Origin of the sequence: Streptococcus phocae (genome assembly GCF_001302265.1) — a bacterium.
GTDB lineage: Bacteria > Bacillota > Bacilli > Lactobacillales > Streptococcaceae > Streptococcus > Streptococcus phocae.
In genome coordinates this window covers 64,969-86,927 of record NZ_LHQM01000030.1, presented here as the reverse complement: position 1 = coordinate 86,927, position 21,959 = coordinate 64,969, and the positions used below count along the sequence as shown (strand labels likewise).

The window sequence follows — 21,959 nt, the reverse complement described above, 5'->3', positions numbered from 1 at the left end:
CAGTTTTGGATTCCTAGAAGGAAATTTAAGTCTATTGGTCGAAATGATTGGGTTAGTTTAGAGTTTAATGGCTATTTCACTTTAACTAGTCTTACAGATCATTTGTTAGATGCTTCAGAGATTTCTAAAGCTTTTCGTAAAACAAAACCGAAATGACCAGGACATTAATATCCTTGATATCCTTGACAGCAAGAGACATCTGTTGGCGTAACACATTAGAGTTTTTCTACTAGAATAAAAAAGTCACATAATAAAAAGACGAATATCTTTTTCAAAAATTCGTCTTTCATTATACTAATTTAAAAATTTATCAAGATAATATTTTAGGTAGGTTTTCTCTCCAGTTACCACAACTAAATCTCCTGATGGACCATATTTTAAATCTTTTAATTCTTTACTTGATAATTTTGCTTCCGTAATAACTTTAAAATAACTACCCTCTTTTGTCTTAGTTGCGCTACTGTCAATACTGTTATTTTAGATTGTAAGGTAACTTCTTTAGTTTGAAGAATTCTGGGTCTTGAAATTAACCGTATCACCAATTTTGACTGCTTCCTCATCTTCTAACTTCGGAAAGATTTGTGCAATAACTATCCTTTCAGGAATAATGGTTGAATCAATCACTTCAGAATTAACTCGTAGTTAACGTAATAACAACTCCGCCTTCTGTATCTAACAAATTTTGCTCAGATCGTTCTACAAAGTTTTTATTTACTTTATCCAAACCGCTAATTTGTTTCATAATATTTATTCTTCTTTATCTTTAGTTAACATCATAATGAGAGTCATTGAACTAATACTAGAAGCAGCTATTGCTAAATAACCCCCACTAATATTTACTGACTGACTTATTTGGTATCCAATAAATAATATGTGAAAGATTAAGTTAGCAAAGTAAACCATCTTAAATACTTTTTTACCAGTAATAACCATACTATTCCTCCTTAATAAAACTAATATAACCTATTTCTTAGTACTTTGGCCGATTGCATACCCTACACCAAACGCTCCTGTGAAAATTCCAACACCGATACCAACCATTGTTCCTGTTAAAATGAGAAGGTTTTTTAGTATACTCTAAATCATCTTGCTGCATAGGCTAGCTAAATCATTCAGCAAACATATAGGTATTGTTTTTTTCAAAATACTCTCTGATATTTTGTGAAATCATTTTAGCGACATTAACCACTTTAAAGCATTTCGAAGCTGTCACGTGCTCAACATCTTTCAGGACATAATAGACCTGATAGCCTCTTCCTTCTCTAAATGGCTAGCAATGACCAAATCGCCTATTATTGAGCCTTTCGAAGCTGAGCAAGGGTTTTTTGAAACACTTCTGGAGGATCAACTGTAAAGACCATAGATTCTTCCGTCACAGGATGAGTCAACCCCAGAGTCTGCGCGTGTAAAAACTGCCCTTTTCCTGGCAAGGTTTTTCGCGGACCATAGACAGGATCACCTGCTACAGGATGACCTATATAAGCCATGTGAACACGAATCTGGTGAGTACGACCTGTCTCTAGCTGTAATTCCACTAAAGTATAATCGATAAAGCGTTCCAAGACGGTAAAGCGGGTAAGGGCTTCCTTACCTTTAGACGAAACAGCTTGTTTTTTGCGGTCATGGTCGCTGCGCCCAATAGGAGCTTCAATGACTCCTCGGTCATTTGGCAAATTCCCGTGTACAATGGCAACGTATTTTCGCAGTGATTTTTTTGCCTTGAGCTCATCAGCTAGTCGTTGATGTGCTTTATCATTTTTCGCGACCATCAACAAGCCAGAGGTATCCTTATCAATGCGATGCACAATACCTGGACGTACCACGCCATTAATCGACGACAAATCTTTAATATGATGCATCAAGGCATTAACCATCGTTCCTGAACTATGACCTGCCGAAGGATGCACCACCATGCCTTGGGGTTTATTGATAATAGCCATCACGTCATCTTCATAAATGATATCTAAAGGAATATTTTCTGGCTGGTATTCCAAAATCTCATCCTTAGGTAACTCGTAAGAAATAATATCACCAAACTGCACAGTGTACTTGGCTTTTTTGAGTTCGCCATTGACTAATACAGTGCCTTTTTTGATTTCCTCATTGGCTTGGCTTCGAGACATTTCTGTCGCATCGGCAAGAGCTTTGTCCAGACGATGTCCAGGCTCTTTAATTTTTATTTTCATAATCTTCTTCTTTCCATAAACAAATGACTAATAATAGTGTCCCCACTGTTAGATAAGAGTCTGCTACGTTAAAAATAGCAAAATCAATAAAATCTAAATGAATCATATCAATCACATAGGCTAACCGCACCCGATCAATAAAATTCCCCATTCCACCAGAGACAATCAGTAGCAATGCCAAAGATTTCCAGATGCTAATGGTTGGATGCTTATACAGATAGTAACAACAATAGCTGATAACTAGAGCTGTAATCAGGTAAAAAAACCACTGTTGGTTTTGTAACATTGAAAAGGCAGCTCCTGAATTTTTGACATAAGTCAGGCTGACCACTGAGGGGATAAAGGACCTCACCTCTCCTAGTGTTATATGCGAAACAATCCAGTATTTACTCAGCTGATCAAGTATAATAAGGAGCAAAGAACCAATGATGAATAGTAGTTTTTTCAAATCACTTGCCCTCCTTTCGTTTGTCAAAATAATCTTTCAAAATGGTGATAAAGGTCAAGGCTGCTACAGATAAATGCTTGTCTTTTCGCTTAACGTAAATCATTTTATTCTCGATATGATCTTCCAAAGGAATAACCTTGATGCCATTAACACTACGATAGTCTAAAAAGCCAGATCCTGTTGCAAAAGCATCTGTTCTTTCTAAAATACCGTTTAGGGTCGCTCGATCCGAAACGTTATAAACCATTGGACTCTTACTGGTGTCTACAAAGTTCTCTGAATAATAGAGGTACTCATCTTTTTCCTGAGTAAAACGAACAGCTGGTAAGTCATGAAGGTCTTTTAATAACAAAGCTCCTTTTTCGGCTAGTGGATGTGTCTGAGACAGGTAAATATGTGTTTTAAAAGGAATTAACTCGACGTATTCCAGAGCTAATTGGTCCATTCTCTGAAACAAGCCTTTTTGGTTTTGGGCATTCAGATAGATAATGCCAATTTCACTATTTCCCTGAGCCACTTCGTCTAAAATTTGAATGGTCGTTGACTCAAATATGCGAAAAACACGATGATCCGTATACTGCTTAGAGAACTCTGTGATTAAAGTCGGTAAAAAATCATAATGCTGACTAGCGATAGAAAATTCGTTTTGTTCCATATCAGCCTGAGAAAATTCTTTTTCAAACGAATCAAAGGTCTTTACAACCTCCAAAGCTTTTTCATAAAAGACCAAGCCCTGACTTGTCAGAACCGTTCCTGTCGTTGTTCTTGTAAACACCTTGAAACCAAGCTCCGTTTCTAAATCACGAATCGAAACCGACAAACTCGGTTGACTGACAAATAGTTTGGACGCTGCTTCACGAAAGGTTCCGTTATTGGCAATAGCGACGACATAGCGTAACTGTTGAATATTCATGGGGTCACTTCCTAAATCTAATAACTTCCATTATACCATAAAATCCCTCTATCCCTATAACTCTAGTATGATATTATCTCCAATAAGATTAATAGCTCTATCAGGCTAAACCTCACAAGACGTTACTGACCGAAATAAGCACAGTACTCATTTGCTGATGAACACAAGTGAATCTTGCCTGCTTCATCAATTGAGGAATTTACCACAAAAAAGACACCAGCCGAAACTGGTGTCAGAAAGTGTGTTGAAAGATAGTTTGAGAAATAAGACTATCTTTCCATTACTTGGTTTTGTAACCGATCAGGAATTATTTCAGTTTGTTTTTGATGCTATCGATAGCACCTTCTACTGTTTCTTTGGCATCATCTGCTAATTCTTTTCCTTTAGCAATGGTCTTTTCGACAAAACCTTTTGCTTCAAGTTCTTTGTCTCCAGTAAGCTTGCCTGCACCTTCTTTGATGCTACCTTTTGCTTGGTCAACTTTTGCCTTGAATTTTTCTTCTGACATAATGAATACCTCCTTTTTCTTTCATAATATCACGATTGCTTGTTGAAGGCAACTCAAAACATCGGTTCATAAAAAGATAGCACGCTTGAATATCACTGATTTGCAACATAAGCTTTAGCACAAAACTGGCTAACAAAGACTAACTGATAAGATAATACAAATTCTCACATCAGGAAAAAGCCAAAAATAAAGTAGCAGATAAATTTGCATCCTACATTGGTTTTTAGAATATGGGTACCAAAATAGGTATCAAAATAAAAAAAAGACTCTCCGAAAACTCGGAAAGCCTTATCTTATAAGATGTTTAAGATTATTTAGCTACTGGGTAAACAGAAACTTGTTTTTTGTCGCGTCCTTTACGTTCGAAGCGCACAACACCTTCAACTTTAGCAAAAAGTGTGTCATCTCCACCACGGCCTACGTTGACACCTGGATAGATGTGAGTACCGCGTTGACGATAAAGGATTGAGCCGCCTGAAACAGTTTGTCCGTCAGCTGCTTTAGCTCCAAGACGTTTAGATTGTGAATCACGTCCGTTTGATGTAGAACCTCCACCTTTTTTGTGGGCGAAAAGTTGCAAGTTAGCAAGATTCATTTTTAACATAATGTTGTTTCCTCTCTTAAAATAAATTCAAATGACTTTAGTCTGGACAAATTCTGACGAATCTTCCGCTAATTTAGTCATTCCTAGAAGAAATGATTCAAATAAAATTTGAATCGTCTCCTGATTGTCATGGCATGGTACAGAAATATCCATGTACCCACCTTCAACGTCATTTAAGGTTACTGTTGCCTGACAGTGTGCAATTACTTCTAAAGAATTAATAAAATTAATAGCTAAAGTACTTACAGCTGCACAGACAATATCAAAGCCATAATCACCACTACCAGCATGGCCGGTCAGTTTTGCACCAACGAGTTGACCATTTGTTTGGCGTGTAAAAAGTGCTTTAATCATAAGTTAGTAAATTAAGCGTTGATAGCGTTGATGACAACTTTAGTATAAGGTTGACGATGACCTTGTTTACGGTGGCTACCTTTTTTAGGTTTGTACTTGAAAGTTACAACTTTCTTTTGTTTTCCTTGTTTTTCAACAGTTCCAACAACAGTAGCTCCTTCAACAACTGGAGTACCAACTACAGTTTTGTCACCACCAACAAGAACAACTTCGTTAAATGTTACTTCTGCGCCAGCTTCAGCGTTAATTTTCTCAACGTAGATTGCTTGACCTACTTCAACTTTAACTTGTTTTCCACCAGTTTTGATGATTGCATATGTGCTCATGATGCACCTCCTATTATTTTTTTCGAGGTTTCCCTCTGTGAAGACTCGCCTAGAATCGTGAGACTAGGTCTACTTTTACGATTGTCGAGCGGTTGCACAGGATGTGCATTTAGTCAACATTACTATTATAGCACTATTTCTTTTTTTTTTCAAGAAAAATATGCTATTTTCTTTATTTGAACAACAAATTAGTTTTTCACCACTTTAAATCAACCAACTCTTTTGTTTCGTTGTATGCGGTGGTTACTTTTTCTTGAGTTGCGGCATCGATGTCATTATGATGCTTCCCGCCTTTGATGAAATCTTCTAGGACAAGGGTTCGATAATTATATAATTCGTAGCCTTCGTTCCCATAGATGCCTTTTGCCTTTGCTAATACCATGGTTGGATGGGCTTTGACCCTTTTAATGATGGTGTCTTTACCTTTTTTCTCGAACGTAAGATCCATCAGCAATCCACGCTCAGTCCAAATGTCATCAACGGTTTCCAAACGTTGATTTGAAATGAAATTACCCATAGAATAAATGATAAATTTTTTCTTTTTACCTTTGATAATGGTTTCAGACGGCTCTATCACATGTGGATGTCCTCCTAAAATCACATCAGCTCCCCAATCAACCATTTTGCGATAGAGGTCTTTTTGCTCAGCTGTTGGCTTTAGAGCATATTCAACACCCATTTGAGGCATGACGATGGTAACATCAGCTTTCTTTTCAGCTCTAGTAATGTCTTGTTTTATTTTGGTTTGATCCAAATCAGACATGTGCTTGTCATACTCACGTTGAGTCAGCGTTGCCTCCATGCCATTATAGCCGTAGGAATATCCTAGGATAGCAATTTTGATGCCATTAACGGTTTTGATAAGAAATGGTTCTTTGGCACGATTTTTTTCATAAATACCGATGCTGTCTATTCCTAAGTCTTTAAAAACACGCTTGGTGTTAAGAGCGCCGCTTAGGTGAGAGTCTAAAATATGGTTATGAGCCAAATCAACCACATCATATCCTGTTTCTTTGAGTGCCGTTGCAATCTCTTCTGGAGCGTTAAATAAGGGATAGCCCGCCAAAGGAAAATCTGGACTAATAGTACCTTCATAATCTCCGATAGCAAGATCAGCTTTGCTGATCCAATCCTTAACGTACTCAAAGTACGGTGTGAAGTCATAGCTACCATCAGGTTTTCGCGCACTAGCATAGAGCACATCGTGAATCAAGATATCCCCGTTGGCCACCACACGCGCCCTTTTGACTGATTGACTTGTCGCAGATTTTTGCGAAGATTGTTTTTGCTGAAGGGCAACTAAATCCCAAATGAAAGTTGCCACTAATAGCATGGCAATGACAGAAATAACTGACAAGGTCACTTTTTTATACTGTTTGGTCTTAATCAAGATGAAACCTCCTTTTTTACCATTATACCATGTTAACAAAAAAGACACCTAGCCTTTTGTGGTTAGGTGTCTTGAATGATTTGTTATATTCCTTTTAGAGAAGGTCTTCAATCAGTTCTGAGAGATCATCAGTTCGTTTTTCTGGCGTGATTTCTGTAATCATTACACCATCAACGGCTCTTTGCACAAGGCCATCAACGTCAAATCGATGCTCATACTTTTCAACGTTTGCCAGTTTTGGACTGGTCTTAGGATGAACTGGGGCAAATATCGTGCAGCAATCTTCAAATGGCTGGATTGAAATCTCAAAAGTATCAATCTTTTGAGCGATATCAATTATTTCTAATTTATCCATTGTAATGACTGGTCTAATGATTGGGGTTGAAGTCACTGCATTGATCGCGTGCATACTTTCTAAGGTCTGGCTGGCAACTTGACCCAAGCTCTCGCCATTAACAATAACCAAGGCTTTTCTTTGCTGTCTCAAAGCATCTGTAATCCGCATCATAAAACGACGAGTCAATGTCATCATATAAGCTTCTGGCACTTTGCTTTTGATTTCTTCTTGAATCTCAGTAAAAGGAACCTCGATAAAATTAATTGTTCCACCAAAACGTGTCAAGCGTCTAGTAAGTTCGTGTGCTTTAGTTAAAGCACCTGGACTGGTGTAAGGTGGACTAGCGAAGTGAACAGCCTCAATATCTACCCCTCTTTTCAAAGCCAAATAGCCTGCAACAGGAGAGTCAATGCCGCCAGATAACATGAGCAGCCCTTTTCCTGAAGTTCCTACTGGTAACCCGCCAGCTCCCTTAAATTCCTCACAAGAGATATAGGCAGCTTCTTGACGAATTTCAACCTTGACGGTAATGTCTGGGTTTTTCATTTGTGCTTTGATATTTGGAAAGGCATCAGTAATAGCTTGACCCAATTTGTGATTTAAGTCACGGCTATCCAATTCAAAATCATGGTCACTTCTTTTTGTCATTACCTTAAAGGTCAGCCCTTCACGGTAAAGAGGTTTCATAATGGTTTGGACCGCTTCAATCAAATCAGGCACTTGTTTTGCGACTTCATAGACAGGCGATAGGGCTTGGATGCCAAATACCAAGGTGAGCGTTTCAAGTACAGGTTGATAGGCCGTTCCATTGAGGTAGACGTGTGTTCTATCACGATCTGACTTTATCTTGACGTCTGGGTAGACGGACAGGACATCCTGGATATTATTTCTTAATTTATTGACAAAACGCATTCTGTTTTTGCCCTTGGTTGATAGCTCGCCATAACGAACCATTATTTGTGAGTATTTCATATTATCTGACTTTCCTTGTTTTTTCATAGATTTGCTTAAAAATGGTTAAAAACTGCTCAACTTGCCCCATATCGTTGTCATCATTTAAACTTATACGAATAGCTGTTTGCGCTAAGGACAAGGGAACTTTCATTGCCAAAAGTGTTCCAGCAGGTTTTGCTACTTTTGATGAGCAAGCACTGGTGGTTGAAACATAGATGTCATGATTTTCAAAAGCATGCACAAGTACCTCGCCACGAACACCTTTTATCCCAAAAGTAACTATGCTAGGAACAAACTGTTCAATCCCAGAAAAAATCGTAACGTCCTCATAGGCATCTAGTGCTTGATGGATGACTGCTTTCATAGCTGCTATTTTAGTGACTGCAAGAGTTTGTTGTTCTGTCACCATCCTAAGAGCCCTAGCCATGCTTGCAATACCAGCGACATTTTCAGTTGTAGAACGCATGCCCTGCTCTTGACCTCCACCTGTCAACAAAGGACTAAGACGTTTACCCTGTTTCTTATATAAAAAACCAACTCCTCGAACAGCATGGAATTTGTGACCTGAAAATGAGGCAAAATCAACACGTTCTGTCAAATAATCTTTTACAGGGAGTTTTCCAACAGCTTGTACGGCATCGACGTGAAAGGAAATAGTTGGCTTGTCTTCTAACAGCTTTGAAATGGCCTGAATTGGCTGAATAGCTCCAATTTCATTGTTGACTGCCATCACAGATACCAAAATAGTGTCTTTCCTCAGTAAGGAGGACAAAGCCTCTAAATCAAGAAAACCCTCCCTTGTTACAGGGGCGTAAGACACCTCAAAGCCTTGACTAGCTAACCATTTGGCACTTTCTTTGACTGCTGGGTGCTCAACATCTGAAACAATGATATGTTTGCCAAATTCAGCTTTTTCAAAGGCAATTCCCTTAATAGCCCAGTTATCGCTTTCTGTGCCACCAGAAGTAAAGTAAATGGTTTCTGGACTCACGTCAAGAAGCTCTGCAATTTGACGCCTGGAGGCATCTAAAATCCGGCTAGCATTTGTGCCTAGTCGGTGTAAGCTGGATGGGTTGCCATAAATTTTATTAGCTACTTCCTGATAGGTTGTTAGAACCTGACTATACGGCATTGTTGTAGCTGCGTTATCAAAATAAATCATGTGTCACCTTCGTTTTTTACTCAATGCTTTATTGTAACATAAATATTGCTAAATGAGAAAATCACAATTCATTCATAAAACGCTTTCTTTTGTCGTTTTCTGAAACAAATACCATAGACCTAAGGTAAACGGTTGACGTCGATTTTTTTCTAGATTATACTGATAATTAATAGTTTTTGGAGAAAGGCCGTGTTAGGACTTTTCGCAAGCCACGTTCCCCAAAATGAAATTTGATTATAACCAAAGGAGTTTTATCATGTCTTCCTATTATTCTCGTCAGAAAAAATCCAAAACACCCGTAAAAATTGCTCCAACTAAACAGATTAAAACAGGTTTAACAGCCTTGCAAAAACTCACCGCATTAATCGGTAGCATATTGAGTATTATAGTAGCCACGTTAACGATTAGTCGGTATTTAAATCCCACAGCAGATAACCCTAAAAGCGACTCATCAAATACTCCGACGTCAACAATCGTTAAAATCATCGAAAAAGACAGTTCAAACTCCAGTAAAACAGAATCCGAGCCGTCCGATACCCCTTCGAACACAGAAGATCATATAACTTCTCCTTCTGATAATGAGTCAAAGGATAGCACTAATTCAGCTAGTGAGACCGACTCTAACAATCCAGAGACTTCAACAGAAAATAGCCCTGAAGCGAGCCCTAATGACACCAAAGCACCTTAACTGAGTGATTATCTAGCGTAAAAGGCAAGCACATCTCATGCTTGCCTTTTAGTTATCTCATTGTTACAAATTCTTCAGCCCCTGTTGGGTGAATAGCGACGGTATTATCAAAATCAGCCTTTGTTGCTCCCATCTTAATGGCTACAGAGAATCCTTGAATCATTTCATCAACACCATGACCAATGCCATGGAGGCCAACGATTTTTTCTTGATCACCGACTGTAACTAGTTTCATGAAACAGTCCTGGCGATGACTGGTAACTGCCGTATACATAGAGGTAAATTGTGACGTATAAGTCTTGACCGCATCTTGACCATATTGAGCAATAGCTGCTTTTTCTGTAAGCCCTATTGCTCCCATAGCAGGATGACTAAAAATAACTGTCGCAACAGCTTCATAATCGAGCTTTTCATTTGATTTGCCGTTAAAGAGTCGCTCCGCTAAGCGTCGCCCAGCAGCTACCGCCACCGGGGTTAAGGCAAGCTTGCCATTCACATCACCTACTGCATAAAGTCCCTTAACCGATGTGTTTTCAAAAGCATCTGTTTCAATATAGCCCTTATCTGTTAGGCTGACACCTGTTTTTTCTAAACCAAATCCACTTACATTCGCCTGACGACCAATCGCCCAAATCACCTGATCAACCTCAACATGACGACCATCAGTTAGGTGCAGAGTCAATGACTGGTCAGGATTTTGAACCAGCTTTTCAACATGAGCTTGTTGGTGCAAACGAATCCCTGATTTTGTCATATCATCAACAAGCACTTGGACAATATCATCATCAAAACTTCTCAGTGGCTTATCGTGACGTACGAATAGTTCGGTTTGAGATCCCAAAGCATGCAAAACGCCTGCAATCTCTACTGCAATATACCCCGCTCCAACAACAGCTGTTCTTTTAGGGACTTCATCTAAAGCAAAAAAACCATCTGAGCTAATGCCAAGCTCTGCTCCTGGAATATCAGGGAAAACAGGGTGTCCACCTGTTGCAATCAAAATATGAGGAGCAGTATAAATTTCCCCTTCAATTTCTACCCTATGGCTATCCAAAAAGGTCGCATGGGCATAAAGACGATCCACCTTATTCTTATCAAAGCCACGCTCGTAAGACGCATGGATACGCTCAATATAGGCTTGGCGATTTGATTTTAAGGTTTTAAAATCAAAGGTAGACTGTTCGATATTAAATCCATAATCCTTAGCATATACCTGAAGCGCCTGTGCAATCTGGGCTCCATACCACATTACTTTTTTAGGAACACAGCCTAAGTTAACACAGGTGCCTCCGATATCTTTTTTCTCAACCAACAATACCTTGGCCCCATACAGAGCTGCACGATTGGCAGAAGCAATCCCTGCACTACCGCCTCCAATAACAATATAATCATAGTTAACAACCATTATATTTACCACCTTTACTATTTAAACATAATGTATCATAAAATCATCCCACTCTCAAATCTTCACTACTATTTCAAACAAAAAAGAATCATGACCAAAGTCATAATTCAAAAGCCTGGTGAACCATTTTAAGATAATAAATCTTTCAATGGGGTAAAAATGATGCGTTCCATATCACTAACATAGATAGATAAAGCTTGTTGAGCATCAAAGTATGCTTTTAGCATCTCATTGGCTTCAATTTTTTGACTAAGCTCTTGAATCTCTGTTTGCTCTTCTTGTGTCGGCATTTTTCCTGACTGCATCATCATCTGTAGTTTTTCTTGCATAGCAACAAATTCTTCAAATAATTGTTTTGCATCATCGTTTGCTTTAATGTCGTCTTTAGCCTTTAAAACATTTTGGTATTCTGGCAAAGCACGAATGGCTCTTTCAAGTTTATTAGCGTAGTCATAAATTTCTTGTGACATTAGATTCTCCTTTTAGTGATGGTTTCTTAAATAATACCATAATCATCTCATCTTTGTCGTCTAAAAATGTTTCACATAATCACAATATTCCTGAAACGTTCTTTTTAAATCGACCATATTATCAGAGGGAAATTGGTCTAAAATTTCTGTCGCAAGGACTGTTGCAACAACATTCTCCATGATCAAACCAGCTGCTGGCAAGGCTGTGGGATCTGAACGTTCAACAGTTGCCTGATAGGGTTCATGAGTTTCAATATCTACAGACATTAAGGGTTTATACAAGGTTGGAATTGGCTTCATAACCCCTTTGACGATGATTGGCTGACCATTGGTCACTCCTGCTTCAAAACCTCCTAGACGATTTGTTTTTCGACTATAGCCTGTAGAGGCATCCCAGACAATCTCATCCATGACCTGGGACCCTTTGTGATAGCCCATATCAAACCCCATGCCAAATTCCACACCTTTAAAAGCATTGATAGATAACACTGCCTGTGCCAATTTAGCATCTAATTTTCTATCCCATTGGACATAAGACCCCAAGCCTGCGGGTAAACCACAAACCATGGTTTCAATAACACCGCCAATCGTATCACCTTCAGCTTTTATCTGATCAATATGCGCCTTGATTTCTGCTTCTTGTTCCTGATTAACAATAGAAAGATCCGATTTCTCTGATAATGCTGCAATTTCAGGTACTGATAAATGATCTGGCACGGCAATCTCTATCCCTCCAAATACCAAGACGTGATGAGCCGTTTGGATGGATAATTCCTTCAAAATAACTTTGGCCACTGCTCCGATAGCAACGCGTAAGGCGGTTTCTCTGGCTGATGACCGTTCCAAAGCATTTCTTAGGTCATCAAAACGATACTTAATCCCTCCAACTAAATCGGCATGCCCTGGTCTTGGTCGAGTCACCTTGCGCTTAGCTTTTAAGCGCCAATCTGCTTCTTCGACAGACATGATATCGCGCCACTTTTGATGGTCTTTATTAGTAATAATCAAAGTCAGTGGGCTTCCAGTCGTCAAGCCATGACGCACACCAGAGGTTATCTGCACTTGGTCTGATTCAATTTGCATCCTAGCTCCACGCCCGTAGCCTGTTTGTCGCCGTTTCAAGTCCTTATTAATGGCTTCTGCCGAAAGGCTTAGCCCCGCGGGAACACCTTCAATAATAGCTGTCAAGGACGGACCATGTGACTCACCTGCTGTTAAATACCTCATCTATACCCCTTTACCACACAAACTCTATTAAGAGCTGTAAAAAACGAAAAAACATTACCCCAAATGTCCAAATGGAATAATGTTTAACGGTACCAAAACATTCAAAAACTTAAGAATCAGATTCCAAAATGGCAATAATTTTTTTCATATCATGCAACTTCACTTGCCCAGGAGCATTGGCCTGATCCAAAGAAACAAAGGTCCAGGACGAACCAACCACATCTCCTGCCAAGCGTGAAATACGACCCAGTTTCCCCATAGACATGGTTGCAAACTCTTGCTCAGGGTTTAGCGCCTTAAAGCCTCGGGTATAATTCATCAAATCGAGAACATCTTGCTCACTCTTAGGCATCACTGCGATTTTAACCACACGTGGAGCCAGTTTAGTCATTTCTGAAAAAGCCTCCATCAAATTCTCAGGAGTTTCTTGAAAATTATGATAAGACAAAATGAGATTTGGAAAATCTAACATCTCATGGAATACAGATTGGTGGCTAAAATACTCAAAATCAATATAGTCAGGATTATAGATTGCGCTAACTTCTTTGATTAAATCAACGTATTCTCGGTCTGAAAGGCTAATATTACCACCTTCAAGTGTTGTCCTTAAAGTAAAAATGATTTCTCTGCCCGCAAACTTTTCAAAAATAGCTGGCGCTACTGAAACAATATCTTCTTTTGGAAAAAAATCTGCCCGCCACTCAATTAAATTGACATCCTCATACTTAGAAATATCAATAGACTGGGCTTCTTCAAAATTTCTTGGCATGACTGGTGCTACAATTTTCATTCTCGTACCTTTATAGTAAATACCTTTAAATAATTACTTCTTTCATCTGCTTTATTGATGGTAAAATCACTCGGAAGCTGTTGGAAATCCATTTCCTCATATTGTCGATTTCCAAAACCTTTACTGATTTGCTTTTCAAATTGACTAACAGTCATATTAGCTGCATTTGTAGAAGCAATAAGAGTTCCTTGAGGTTCTAATAACTCCAAAGCCTCAGCAACGAGCTTATGATAATCTTTGGTAACAGAAAAAGTTTGTTTTTTATTTCTTGCAAAACTCGGAGGATCTAAAACAATAAGATCAAAAGTCAACTGTTTTCTTTTGGCATATTTTAGATAATCAAAAACATCCATAACCACAAAATGATGGGAGGATAAATCAAGATGATTCTGTTCAAAATGCGCTACCGATAATTCCCTAGAGCGCTTAGCCAAATCAACTGAGGTTGTTTCAATAGCTCCGCCCATAGCTGCAGCAACTGAAAAAGCAGCCGTGTAAGAAAATAAATTTAAAACGGTTTTACCTGCCGCAAGTCCATCTACCAAACCTTTTCGAACTTGGTGCTGATCTAAAAAAATCCCCGTCATCAAGCCTTCATTTAAAAATACTTGATAAGCAACTCCATTTTCTAAAATCGTAAGGTTTGCGACTTCATCACCATAGACATGCGCGCTATCATAACCAAGACCCTTGAAACGAATTTTTTCATAAGCTCCCTTGACCTCTGGAAAGACGATCTGAAAAGCTTGAATAATTGTTTCTTTTTCCTGATACACAAAAGTATTATACCACGAAAACAAAGCAAAATCTTTGTAGAGGTCTATTGTTAGGCCACCAAAATGGTCACCATCTTGGTTGAACACACGGTAAGCATTTGTGAAGTCAGAATTTGAAAAATCTGTTCTTCTTTGCTTAGCAGCTTCAAACAATATGACAAAATAAGAAACCGTCAACTGCTCGATGCCTTTTCCTAGGTACCAACCAATGCCTTTGTTTTGTTTGGACACATAGGCTGTTCCAATAACTTGGTGAGATTGATTAACTAGTTGGACTAATTGATCAAGAACAGGGTCAGTTGATTGGTGGAAATCTCTTTCATCCAACAATTGAACCCCTTTTGCTACTTTCTTTTCGACAAAAGAATTAATATAGAGTTTATTCATAATCTTTATTATAGCAAAAAGTATTGAAAAGTCCTACTAATTTTAAACTTATAGTAAGCATTCGCGTCATATTTTTGGTATAATTTAGGTTGAGATTTTATTTTAAGAATAGATCTTTAGGAAAAAATGATAAGGAAGTTCCTACTGTGAAAAAATTACAATCATTTATCACAAGTGCTATCAATACTAGATTAGGGTTTATCGCAACCCTCCTCTTCTTTTTTTGGGCAAAAACCTTGTGGGCATATCATACCGACTTTTCACTTGATTTGGGGAATCTGTACCAAGTCTTTCTAACGATTATCAATCCAATCCCTTTAGCCTTGTTACTATTGGGATTTGCCCTTTATATTAAGAACACTCGTGCTTTTTATATCACTGCGTGGATAACTTATGCTATTTTAAATCTTTTGCTTATATCCAACGCTATTTATTACCGAGAATTTTCAGATTTTATCACTGTTAGCGCTATCTTAGCTAGTAGTAAAGTCTCCGCAGGACTAGGCGATTCAGCGCTGAACTTACTTCGTATCTGGGATATCGTTTATATCCTTGATTTTATTATTTTAATTACGTTATCAGTAACCAAAAAACTCTCAAAAGATCCTCGCCACTTCAATAAACGTGCATCTTTTGCTGTCACAGCATTTTCGTTTTTACTGCTATCAATTAATCTGTTTCTTGCTGAAATTGACCGACCTGAATTGCTGACGAGAGGATTTTCAAATACTTATATTGTTCGAGCGCTTGGCTTACCAGCCTTTACTTTTTATAGTGGCAATCAAACCTACCAGGCACAAAAAGAACGCAACAGTGCTACAGCTGATGAGTTAGTCGAGGTCAAAGAGTATGTGAAAAATCACTATGCTGCTCCTGATCCACAATATTTTGGAATTGGTAAAGGCAAAAACGTCATTGTCATTCATCTTGAAAGCTTTCAACAGTTTTTAATTGACTACCACTTAAAGGATGCTGATAAAGAGTACGAAGTCACTCCATTTATTAATTCACTTTATCATTCCAATTCGACCCTCTCCTTCCCTAATTTTTTCCACCAAGTTAAGGCTGGGAAAACGTCAGATGCTGAGACCATGATGGAAAATTCACTTTTTGGTCTAAACAGTGGTTCTTTCATGGTTAATTACGGTGGGGAGAACACTCAATTTGCCACACCGACTATCCTAGCTCAAAAAGGCAACTATACCAGTGCTGTTTTTCATGGGAACGTCGGAACATTTTGGAATCGAAACAATGCCTATAAGCAATGGGGTTACAACTATTTCTTTGATTCGAGTTACTTCTCAAAACAAAACGGCAAAAATTCTTTCCAATATGGTTTGAATGATAAGTACATGTTCAACGACTCTATTAAGTATCTAGAACAATTGCAACAACCTTTTTATACCAAGTTTATTACAGTAAGTAATCACTATCCTTACACCAGTTTAAAAGGTGAAAGTGACGAAGAAGGCTTCCCATTAGCTAAAACAAAAGATGAAACCATTAATGGTTACTTTGCAACGGCTAATTACCTTGATTCTGCTTTGAAATCATTCTTTGATTACTTAAAAGCAACGGGGCTTTATGATAATTCTATCTTTGTCCTCTATGGCGATCACTACGGTATTTCCAACTCCCGAAACACAAGCTTAGCTGCGCTCCTTGGAAAAGACTCCGAAACCTGGTCTGAGTATGATAATGCCATGCTTCAGCGTGTGCCTTATATGATTCATATTCCGGGTTATGCAGGTGGTGGCATCAAAGAAACTTATGGTGGAGAAATTGACTCCTTACCAACCCTGCTACATATTTTGGGAATTGATACCAGTCACTTTGTGCAATTAGGTCAAGACCTCTTGTCTCCACAAAATCAACAGATTGTAGCTCAGAGAACATCCGGTACCTACATCACACCAGAATACACTAGCTATAGCGGACGCTTGTACAATACTCAAACAGGCTTAGAAATCACTAATCCTGATGAAGTGACCATGGCTGCTACCAAAGCCATCAAAGCATCAGTCGCTCAACAATTAGCTGCAAGTGATGCTGTTCAAACTGGAGACTTGTTACGATTTGACACTAAAAATGGTTTGAAAGTCGTTGATCCAACAAGTTTTATTTACCTCAAGCAATTAAAACAAATGAAAACCATTGCCCACGACCTTGGTTCACACTCAACAAGTATCTATAGTCAGAATGGAAATAAAACCACTCAGCACCTCTTTAAGGCACCGTCTTATTTAGAATTAAACCCTGAAGAGCCTACTGATACAACTGACATCAATACTCCTGATACTGCAGCAAATGAATAACAAAAAAGGAATCAAAGGATTCCTTTTTTTGTTACCACAAAAACCTTTGTATAATCAAAAGCATAATAAAAAAGCTATTAGCAATAACTAAAAGCTTTTATCTTGTATCATTATTTACCAAGCTTGTTTTTAGCTGCATCTGCAAGAGCTGTGAAAGCTGCTGCATCATGAACTGCTAAGTCAGCAAGCATTTTACGGTTAACTTCAATTTCTGCTAATTTTAATCCATGCATCAATTGTGAGTATGACAAACCATTCATACGAGCTGCCGCATTGATACGTGTGATCCATAATTTACGGAAGTCACGTTTTTTCTGACGACGGTCACGATATGCATAGTAATAAGAGTTCATTACTTGCTCTTTTGCAGTACGGAACAAGATATGTTTTGCTCCATAGTAACCTTTAGCTAATTTTAAAATACGTTTACGACGTTTGCGTGCAACAACGCCACCTTTAACACGTGCCATTAATAATTCTCCTTCAAATAATTCTTATAATTCTAGTAAATACCTACAAAATCTTTTTATTTAAGACCTGTAACCATTGCTTTAATACGCTTGAAATCTCCTGAGCTTACCAAACCAGCTTTACGAAGATGACGACGTTGCTTTTTAGTTTTACCGTGGAAACGGTGTGATGTGAAGGCACGGAAGCGTTTCAAACCGCCTGAACCTGTACGTTTAAAACGTTTAGCTGATGCGCGGTGTGTTTTTTGTTTTGGCATTTTTAGTATTCTCCTCTTAAGATATAATTTAACTGTGACAATTACTTCTTGTCTGAAATTGGTGCAAGTTGCATAAACATTTGACGTCCATCCATTTTTGCCCTTTGCTCAATGATAGCAATATCTTGAGTGGCTTCAGCAAATTCAGCGAGTACCTTTGCTCCAATATCTTTATGAGTAATCATACGTCCTTTAAAACGAACAGAAACTTTAACTTTGTTTCCTTTTTCAAGGAATTTACGACCATTGCGTAGTCGTGTTTCAAAGTCACCCTTGTCGATTACTGGACTTAAGCGAACTTCTTTTACAGTCACAACACTTTGTTTTTTGCGTTGTTCCTTTTGTTTCTTTTGATACTCAAACTTGAACTTTCCGTAGTCCATGATTTTGGCAACTGGAGGGACAGCTTGTGGCTGGATTAAAACCAAGTCTACACTCAACGAATCGGCTAATGCCTGCGCTTCTGATAGTGGTTTAATGCCTAATTGTTCACCTTCTAGACCAACTAGACGAACTTCGCGAACGCGAATTTCATCATTAATGAATAGATCCTTTTTAGCTATGATCTTCACCTCTTTATTTTTTTAGAGAAAACGAAAACGGACTTGATAATTCAAGCCCGCACACATTACATTCCATAGGAATTTGACATGTAGGGCCAGACAACCTAGGTCGTAAGGCGAGAAGCTCTCGCTCCTGCTTTTCTCATTGTTACTATGTTAACACATGTTTTATGCCATGTCAATTATTTTTTTTGCTTTTTCTTGAATAAATTCTACAACACCTTGAATTGATACCCCTGTTGTGTCAAAAACGATGGCATCATCTGCAGCCTTTAACGGAGAGACCTTACGGTGGCTGTCTTTGTAATCACGATCAGCAATTTCTTTTTTTAATGTCTCGAAATCTGTTTCAATCCCTTTATCACGATTTTCCTTATAGCGGCGTTGCGCCCTTTCATCCACAGAAGCTATCAAAAAGATTTTCAACTCTGCATCAGGAAGCACTACTGTTCCTATGTCTCGCCCATCCATGATAATAGCACCTTGCTGGGCAATCCGTCTTTGTTGTTCGACTAACTCTTCTCTAATGGCTCCTATAGCTGATACCCATGAGACATTATTAGTCACATCGTTTTGACGAATAGCCAATGTGACGTCTTGATTTCCGATGAAAACAGACTGTGTGCCATCTGCTTCTTTTTTAAATGAAATTGGGTGTTGTGCCAATTTTTCCAAGATGAGATGAACATCTTTTTCAGTGTAATGGTGTGTTAATGCGATATAGGTTGCTGAGCGATACATGGCACCAGTATCTAAATACGTGTAGCCAAGATTTTTTGCAATAATCTTGGCTACAGTACTTTTTCCACTGGAAGCTGGTCCATCAATCGCAATTCTGATTGCTTTCATGTCTTCCTCTTTAATTATTTTATCACCACAGTGTCACCTGGATTGGCGTACCAATAACCTTGTGTCATGTGATCTGGATTAAGTTTTTGTAACTGTTCTACAGAAATACCTGCACGAGCTGCAATAGATGCAGCGCCTTCTCCTGCTAACACAGTGATGGTCTCACCAGTAGTCTCAGGAGAAGTCTCTTCGGGAGCTGGTGTGACCTCTTTATCAGTTGCTTTTTCTGATTCTTTTTTATCTTTATCAACTGTTTTTGGCATCTTTTTCTTCTTTGATACTTTAGTCTCTTTTTGAGAAGTAGACACGCCATAAAATCCTGTCGTTTCCGCTTGTCTGTCACTACCGCTATTTGATGTGTAGAAAAAAATAAATAATATGATAACAATAATCACGAATAAAACGCTCAGTAAAGCTGTTAGCCAAGGTGTGCTAATAAGCGCGCCTTTGGAGTATTTAGCTCTAGTTTCTTTATTATCATCTACGATTTTTTCTTCCCATGGTTCTTTGGCCATGATCTTCCCCCTTGTTATTTTACCAGAATCATATTAGAATAATAGCTATGAAAGTTTCTATTATTCCAGAAAAATGCATTGCTTGCGGGCTTTGCCAAACTTACTCTGATCTTTTTGATTATCACGATGATGGTATCGTCAAATTTGCTGATTCGCTCGAATTAGAACAAACCATATCACCAGACAATCAAGAAGCTATCTTAGCCGTCAAAACCTGCCCTACAAAAGCCCTTACTCTCGATTAAGGCGCTTTTTTTCATCCTGATAAGCCTCAAAATAATCTAGTTTTATAAGGTTATCAAGCAATATGACTTCTCCTTTGAAGTAAGGATTAATCGCTAAAGCGTCTAAAAAATATTTTTTAGGCCATTTGCGCATGTAAAAAATGTAATAATTATCTCCAACAAATAATGACACTGTTGACTTGGTTACTTCAATTTTAGTGATTGAGCCAATATCTAGCTTACGAGGCGTAAACAGTTTCAAAGAGACAATACGCAACACCCCATTATTTTCAATGATGAAATAGCGGTGCAACCCGATACCTACTAGTGTCATAAATATGGCAAAAAGAATAAATACATGACTAGGTATTTCAGTACGCTCATATAGCAATGACAAGCCTAGAAAAATAGGAGCAATTGCTATTGACCAATAAATAATAGACCAAGACAGTTCTGGTTGCCAATGGTATCTCACCTTACCAAATAATTTTATCATCTGTTACAATCACCTCCAATAACGTTGCTTAGGATAAGTTTATGCCCGTTGTACGATGCCAACAAGCACGTCAACCGCACGCTCCATCGTTTGTAAGCTCACAAACTCAAAACGCCCATGCATGTTCTCACCACCTGCAAAGATATTAGGCGTTGGAATACCCATGAAAGAAATCTTGGAACCATCAGTGCCACCTCTAATAGGCTCAATAATAGGCTCAATGCTCAAATTTTCCATCACAGATTTAGCCAGAGTGACTGGTGTCATATCTTTTTCAATAACTTTTTTCATGTTGTAATATTGATCTTCAAGATTAATCAGTACACGCTCACTATCTAGCTTAGCATTCATTGATTCAGCCAATGTTGTGACAAACGCTTTTCTAGCCTCAAAAGAAGACTCTTCAAAGTCACGAATGATATAAGTTGCTTTAGCTTCTTCCACGGTACCTGTCAACTCTAATAAATGATAAAACCCTTGGTAACCTTCTGTGTTTTCAGGTCTCTCATCTTTAGGAAGTTGATTGTGAAAATCAACTGCTAACTGAAGGGCGTTTACCATATAGCCTTTGGCAGTTCCTGGATGAACGTTGCGACCCAAAAAGGTAAGGGCTAAACCTGCAGCGCTAAAGGTTTCATATTGGAGCTCTCCAAGAGGACCCCCATCAACGGTATAGGCGAAATCAACTTCAAAATCTTTAACATCAAATTTATCCGCTCCAACACCAATCTCTTCATCAGGTCCAAATGCAACCTTGATTTCACAGTGCTCAATCTGCGGATGCGACACCAAGTACTCAATAGCTGTCATGATTTCTGCAATACCAGATTTATCATCAGAACCTAATAGAGTTGTTCCATCTGTCGTAATCAAGGTATCTCCGAGATAGTTATTCAGATTAGGAAAATCTTCTGGTGCCAAAGCATATCCAGATTCCCCCAATGGAATAACCCCACCTTGGTAATCGTCAATAACTTGAGGTTTGATGTTCTCAGCATTAAAATCAGCCGTATCCATATGAGCAATGAAACCAATTTTACGTGTCAAAGCACTGCTATTAGCAGGCAAAGTGCCGATAAGATAACCATTAGATGGATTGTAGTTAACATCTTGCAAACCGATGGATTCCATCTCTGGTTTGAGAACTGTCAGTGCAAAATCGGTTTGGCTAACAGTACTAGGAGTCGTATCACTATTTGGATTACTTCTTGTATTAATTCTGACATACTTTAAAAATCGGTCTAACAAACTATCATATTTCATAAATCACCTCAATAATTTCTCACTACAATTATAGCATAAAAAGGCTTAAAAAGCTTGGTGAATGCCAGCCTTTTAAGCCTTT

General features: G+C 38.4%; 26 protein-coding genes and 2 other annotated features. Of the genes, 3 read left to right on the top strand and 23 right to left on the bottom strand.

Translation table 11 applies throughout. The features are described from left to right. Positions 1–747 precede the first annotated feature (747 nt). The 11 genes from AKK44_RS06855 to AKK44_RS06805 all read right to left on the bottom strand — a co-directional run bounded on the left by AKK44_RS06855 (position 748) and on the right by AKK44_RS06805 (position 9,182). The gene (locus tag AKK44_RS06855; RefSeq protein WP_054279062.1) at positions 748–933 is read right to left on the bottom strand and encodes a hypothetical protein; all 186 of its coding nucleotides are present in this window, start codon (positions 931–933) and stop codon (positions 748–750) included. A gap of 359 nt (positions 934–1,292) precedes the next feature. After that, entirely contained in the window at positions 1,293–2,186 is an 894-nt protein-coding gene (locus tag AKK44_RS06850) for an RluA family pseudouridine synthase (protein WP_054279061.1), read from the bottom strand. Continuing rightward, positions 2,170–2,634 (bottom strand): signal peptidase II, encoded by a 465-nt coding sequence (gene lspA / locus AKK44_RS06845; protein ID WP_054279060.1) that lies wholly within the window; start codon positions 2,632–2,634, stop codon positions 2,170–2,172. Before lspA ends, AKK44_RS06850 begins: the two co-directional genes overlap by 17 nt. A gap of 1 nt (position 2,635) precedes the next feature. Next, positions 2,636–3,547 (bottom strand): LysR family transcriptional regulator, encoded by a 912-nt coding sequence (locus AKK44_RS06840; RefSeq protein WP_054279059.1) that lies wholly within the window; start codon positions 3,545–3,547, stop codon positions 2,636–2,638. Positions 3,548–3,854: 307 nt separating this feature from the next. After that, a complete protein-coding gene (locus AKK44_RS06835) occupies positions 3,855–4,055 on the bottom strand; it encodes a CsbD family protein (protein WP_037594817.1) in 201 nt (66 codons plus the stop codon). 310 nt (positions 4,056–4,365) lie between these two features. Then, complete coding sequence (gene rpmA / locus AKK44_RS06830) at positions 4,366–4,659, bottom strand: 50S ribosomal protein L27 (protein ID WP_037594816.1); 294 nt, start codon at positions 4,657–4,659, stop codon at positions 4,366–4,368. 27 nt (positions 4,660–4,686) lie between these two features. Next, entirely contained in the window at positions 4,687–5,013 is a 327-nt protein-coding gene (locus tag AKK44_RS06825; RefSeq protein WP_037594815.1) for a ribosomal-processing cysteine protease Prp, read from the bottom strand. Positions 5,014–5,024: 11 nt separating this feature from the next. Then, positions 5,025–5,339, bottom strand: a complete 315-nt coding sequence (gene rplU / locus AKK44_RS06820; RefSeq protein WP_037594814.1) for a 50S ribosomal protein L21 — start codon at positions 5,337–5,339, stop codon at positions 5,025–5,027. 31 nt (positions 5,340–5,370) lie between these two features. Then, positions 5,371–5,443 (bottom strand) — a sequence feature (ribosomal protein L21 leader region). Positions 5,444–5,535: 92 nt separating this feature from the next. After that, on the bottom strand, positions 5,536–6,729 hold the full coding sequence (locus AKK44_RS06815; protein ID WP_054279058.1) for a CapA family protein: 1,194 nt from the start codon (positions 6,727–6,729) through the stop codon (positions 5,536–5,538). A gap of 94 nt (positions 6,730–6,823) precedes the next feature. After that, positions 6,824–8,038, bottom strand: a complete 1,215-nt coding sequence (thiI, locus tag AKK44_RS06810) for a tRNA uracil 4-sulfurtransferase ThiI (RefSeq protein WP_054279057.1) — start codon at positions 8,036–8,038, stop codon at positions 6,824–6,826. 1 nt (position 8,039) lies between these two features. Continuing rightward, a complete protein-coding gene (locus tag AKK44_RS06805; protein ID WP_054279056.1) occupies positions 8,040–9,182 on the bottom strand; it encodes a cysteine desulfurase family protein in 1,143 nt (380 codons plus the stop codon). 256 nt (positions 9,183–9,438) lie between these two features. On the opposite strand from AKK44_RS06805, the gene AKK44_RS06800 reads away from it, so the two are divergent. Next, entirely contained in the window at positions 9,439–9,870 is a 432-nt protein-coding gene (locus AKK44_RS06800) for a DUF6556 family protein (protein ID WP_054279055.1), read from the top strand. A gap of 52 nt (positions 9,871–9,922) precedes the next feature. Here AKK44_RS06800 and gorA read toward each other — a convergent pair whose 3' ends face one another. The 5 genes from gorA to AKK44_RS06775 form a co-directional block, all read right to left on the bottom strand. Next, positions 9,923–11,275, bottom strand: a complete 1,353-nt coding sequence (gene gorA / locus AKK44_RS06795; protein ID WP_054279054.1) for a glutathione-disulfide reductase — start codon at positions 11,273–11,275, stop codon at positions 9,923–9,925. 128 nt (positions 11,276–11,403) lie between these two features. Then, a complete protein-coding gene (locus AKK44_RS06790; RefSeq protein WP_054279053.1) occupies positions 11,404–11,745 on the bottom strand; it encodes a YlbF/YmcA family competence regulator in 342 nt (113 codons plus the stop codon). A gap of 60 nt (positions 11,746–11,805) precedes the next feature. Further along, positions 11,806–12,972, bottom strand: a complete 1,167-nt coding sequence (gene aroC, locus AKK44_RS06785; RefSeq protein ID WP_054279052.1) for a chorismate synthase — start codon at positions 12,970–12,972, stop codon at positions 11,806–11,808. 109 nt (positions 12,973–13,081) lie between these two features. After that, entirely contained in the window at positions 13,082–13,762 is a 681-nt protein-coding gene (aroD, locus tag AKK44_RS06780; protein ID WP_054279051.1) for a type I 3-dehydroquinate dehydratase, read from the bottom strand. Next, positions 13,759–14,925: a class I SAM-dependent rRNA methyltransferase gene (locus AKK44_RS06775; protein WP_054279050.1), complete on the bottom strand. Its 1,167-nt coding sequence runs from the start codon at positions 14,923–14,925 to the stop codon at positions 13,759–13,761. The genes aroD and AKK44_RS06775 overlap by 4 nt, the downstream gene beginning before the upstream one ends. Positions 14,926–15,071: 146 nt before the next feature. On the opposite strand from AKK44_RS06775, the gene AKK44_RS06770 reads away from it, so the two are divergent. Next, entirely contained in the window at positions 15,072–17,240 is a 2,169-nt protein-coding gene (locus AKK44_RS06770; RefSeq protein ID WP_054279049.1) for an LTA synthase family protein, read from the top strand. Between the two features lie 110 nt (positions 17,241–17,350). Here the strand turns inward: AKK44_RS06770 and rplT are convergent, their stop codons facing one another. The 5 genes from rplT to AKK44_RS06745 all read right to left on the bottom strand — a co-directional run bounded on the left by rplT (position 17,351) and on the right by AKK44_RS06745 (position 19,894). Beyond that, a complete protein-coding gene (gene rplT / locus AKK44_RS06765) occupies positions 17,351–17,710 on the bottom strand; it encodes a 50S ribosomal protein L20 (RefSeq protein ID WP_037594800.1) in 360 nt (119 codons plus the stop codon). A 56-nt stretch (positions 17,711–17,766) separates the two neighbouring features. Then, a complete protein-coding gene (gene rpmI / locus AKK44_RS06760; RefSeq protein ID WP_037594798.1) occupies positions 17,767–17,967 on the bottom strand; it encodes a 50S ribosomal protein L35 in 201 nt (66 codons plus the stop codon). 41 nt (positions 17,968–18,008) lie between these two features. Continuing rightward, positions 18,009–18,539 (bottom strand): translation initiation factor IF-3, encoded by a 531-nt coding sequence (infC, locus tag AKK44_RS06755; RefSeq protein ID WP_037594796.1) that lies wholly within the window; start codon positions 18,537–18,539, stop codon positions 18,009–18,011. Positions 18,540–18,552: 13 nt separating this feature from the next. Then, positions 18,553–18,675, bottom strand: a sequence feature (ribosomal protein L20 leader region). 23 nt (positions 18,676–18,698) lie between these two features. Continuing rightward, positions 18,699–19,379 (bottom strand): (d)CMP kinase, encoded by a 681-nt coding sequence (gene cmk, locus AKK44_RS06750; RefSeq protein WP_054279048.1) that lies wholly within the window; start codon positions 19,377–19,379, stop codon positions 18,699–18,701. A 14-nt stretch (positions 19,380–19,393) separates the two neighbouring features. Then, positions 19,394–19,894, bottom strand: a complete 501-nt coding sequence (locus tag AKK44_RS06745) for an SAG1386/EF1546 family surface-associated protein (protein ID WP_054279047.1) — start codon at positions 19,892–19,894, stop codon at positions 19,394–19,396. 47 nt (positions 19,895–19,941) lie between these two features. Between AKK44_RS06745 and AKK44_RS06740 the strand changes: the two genes are divergently transcribed. Next, entirely contained in the window at positions 19,942–20,139 is a 198-nt protein-coding gene (locus tag AKK44_RS06740; RefSeq protein ID WP_054279046.1) for a ferredoxin, read from the top strand. Here the strand turns inward: AKK44_RS06740 and AKK44_RS06735 are convergent. After that, entirely contained in the window at positions 20,126–20,614 is a 489-nt protein-coding gene (locus AKK44_RS06735) for an EbsA family protein (RefSeq protein WP_037594788.1), read from the bottom strand. The genes AKK44_RS06740 and AKK44_RS06735 overlap by 14 nt on opposite strands. A gap of 39 nt (positions 20,615–20,653) precedes the next feature. Continuing rightward, on the bottom strand, positions 20,654–21,877 hold the full coding sequence (gene pepT, locus AKK44_RS06730) for a peptidase T (RefSeq protein ID WP_054279045.1): 1,224 nt from the start codon (positions 21,875–21,877) through the stop codon (positions 20,654–20,656). Positions 21,878–21,959: the final 82 nt, after the last annotated feature.

Bases quoted from the DNA above. Each gene is read 5' to 3' on its own strand.
- AKK44_RS06855 (WP_054279062.1), bottom strand. From the start codon at position 933: ATGGTTATTACTGGTAAAAAAGTATTTAAGATGGTTTACTTTGCTAAC.
- AKK44_RS06850 (WP_054279061.1), bottom strand. From the start codon at position 2,186: ATGAAAATAAAAATTAAAGAGCCTGGACATCGTCTGGACAAAGCTCTT.
- AKK44_RS06840 (WP_054279059.1), bottom strand. From the start codon at position 3,547: ATGAATATTCAACAGTTACGCTATGTCGTCGCTATTGCCAATAACGGA.
- AKK44_RS06835 (WP_037594817.1), bottom strand. From the start codon at position 4,055: ATGTCAGAAGAAAAATTCAAGGCAAAAGTTGACCAAGCAAAAGGTAGC.
- rpmA (WP_037594816.1), bottom strand. From the start codon at position 4,659: ATGTTAAAAATGAATCTTGCTAACTTGCAACTTTTCGCCCACAAAAAA.
- AKK44_RS06825 (WP_037594815.1), bottom strand. From the start codon at position 5,013: ATGATTAAAGCACTTTTTACACGCCAAACAAATGGTCAACTCGTTGGT.
- rplU (WP_037594814.1), bottom strand. From the start codon at position 5,339: ATGAGCACATATGCAATCATCAAAACTGGTGGAAAACAAGTTAAAGTT.
- thiI (WP_054279057.1), bottom strand. From the start codon at position 8,038: ATGAAATACTCACAAATAATGGTTCGTTATGGCGAGCTATCAACCAAG.
- AKK44_RS06805 (WP_054279056.1), bottom strand. From the start codon at position 9,182: ATGATTTATTTTGATAACGCAGCTACAACAATGCCGTATAGTCAGGTT.
- AKK44_RS06800 (WP_054279055.1), top strand. From the start codon at position 9,439: ATGTCTTCCTATTATTCTCGTCAGAAAAAATCCAAAACACCCGTAAAA.
- gorA (WP_054279054.1), bottom strand. From the start codon at position 11,275: ATGGTTGTTAACTATGATTATATTGTTATTGGAGGCGGTAGTGCAGGG.
- AKK44_RS06790 (WP_054279053.1), bottom strand. From the start codon at position 11,745: ATGTCACAAGAAATTTATGACTACGCTAATAAACTTGAAAGAGCCATT.
- aroC (WP_054279052.1), bottom strand. From the start codon at position 12,972: ATGAGGTATTTAACAGCAGGTGAGTCACATGGTCCGTCCTTGACAGCT.
- aroD (WP_054279051.1), bottom strand. From the start codon at position 13,762: ATGAAAATTGTAGCACCAGTCATGCCAAGAAATTTTGAAGAAGCCCAG.
- AKK44_RS06775 (WP_054279050.1), bottom strand. From the start codon at position 14,925: ATGAATAAACTCTATATTAATTCTTTTGTCGAAAAGAAAGTAGCAAAA.
- rplT (WP_037594800.1), bottom strand. From the start codon at position 17,710: ATGGCACGTGTTAAAGGTGGCGTTGTTGCACGCAAACGTCGTAAACGT.
- rpmI (WP_037594798.1), bottom strand. From the start codon at position 17,967: ATGCCAAAACAAAAAACACACCGCGCATCAGCTAAACGTTTTAAACGT.
- cmk (WP_054279048.1), bottom strand. From the start codon at position 19,379: ATGAAAGCAATCAGAATTGCGATTGATGGACCAGCTTCCAGTGGAAAA.
- AKK44_RS06745 (WP_054279047.1), bottom strand. From the start codon at position 19,894: ATGGCCAAAGAACCATGGGAAGAAAAAATCGTAGATGATAATAAAGAA.
- AKK44_RS06740 (WP_054279046.1), top strand. From the start codon at position 19,942: ATGAAAGTTTCTATTATTCCAGAAAAATGCATTGCTTGCGGGCTTTGC.
- AKK44_RS06735 (WP_037594788.1), bottom strand. From the start codon at position 20,614: ATGATAAAATTATTTGGTAAGGTGAGATACCATTGGCAACCAGAACTG.
- pepT (WP_054279045.1), bottom strand. From the start codon at position 21,877: ATGAAATATGATAGTTTGTTAGACCGATTTTTAAAGTATGTCAGAATT.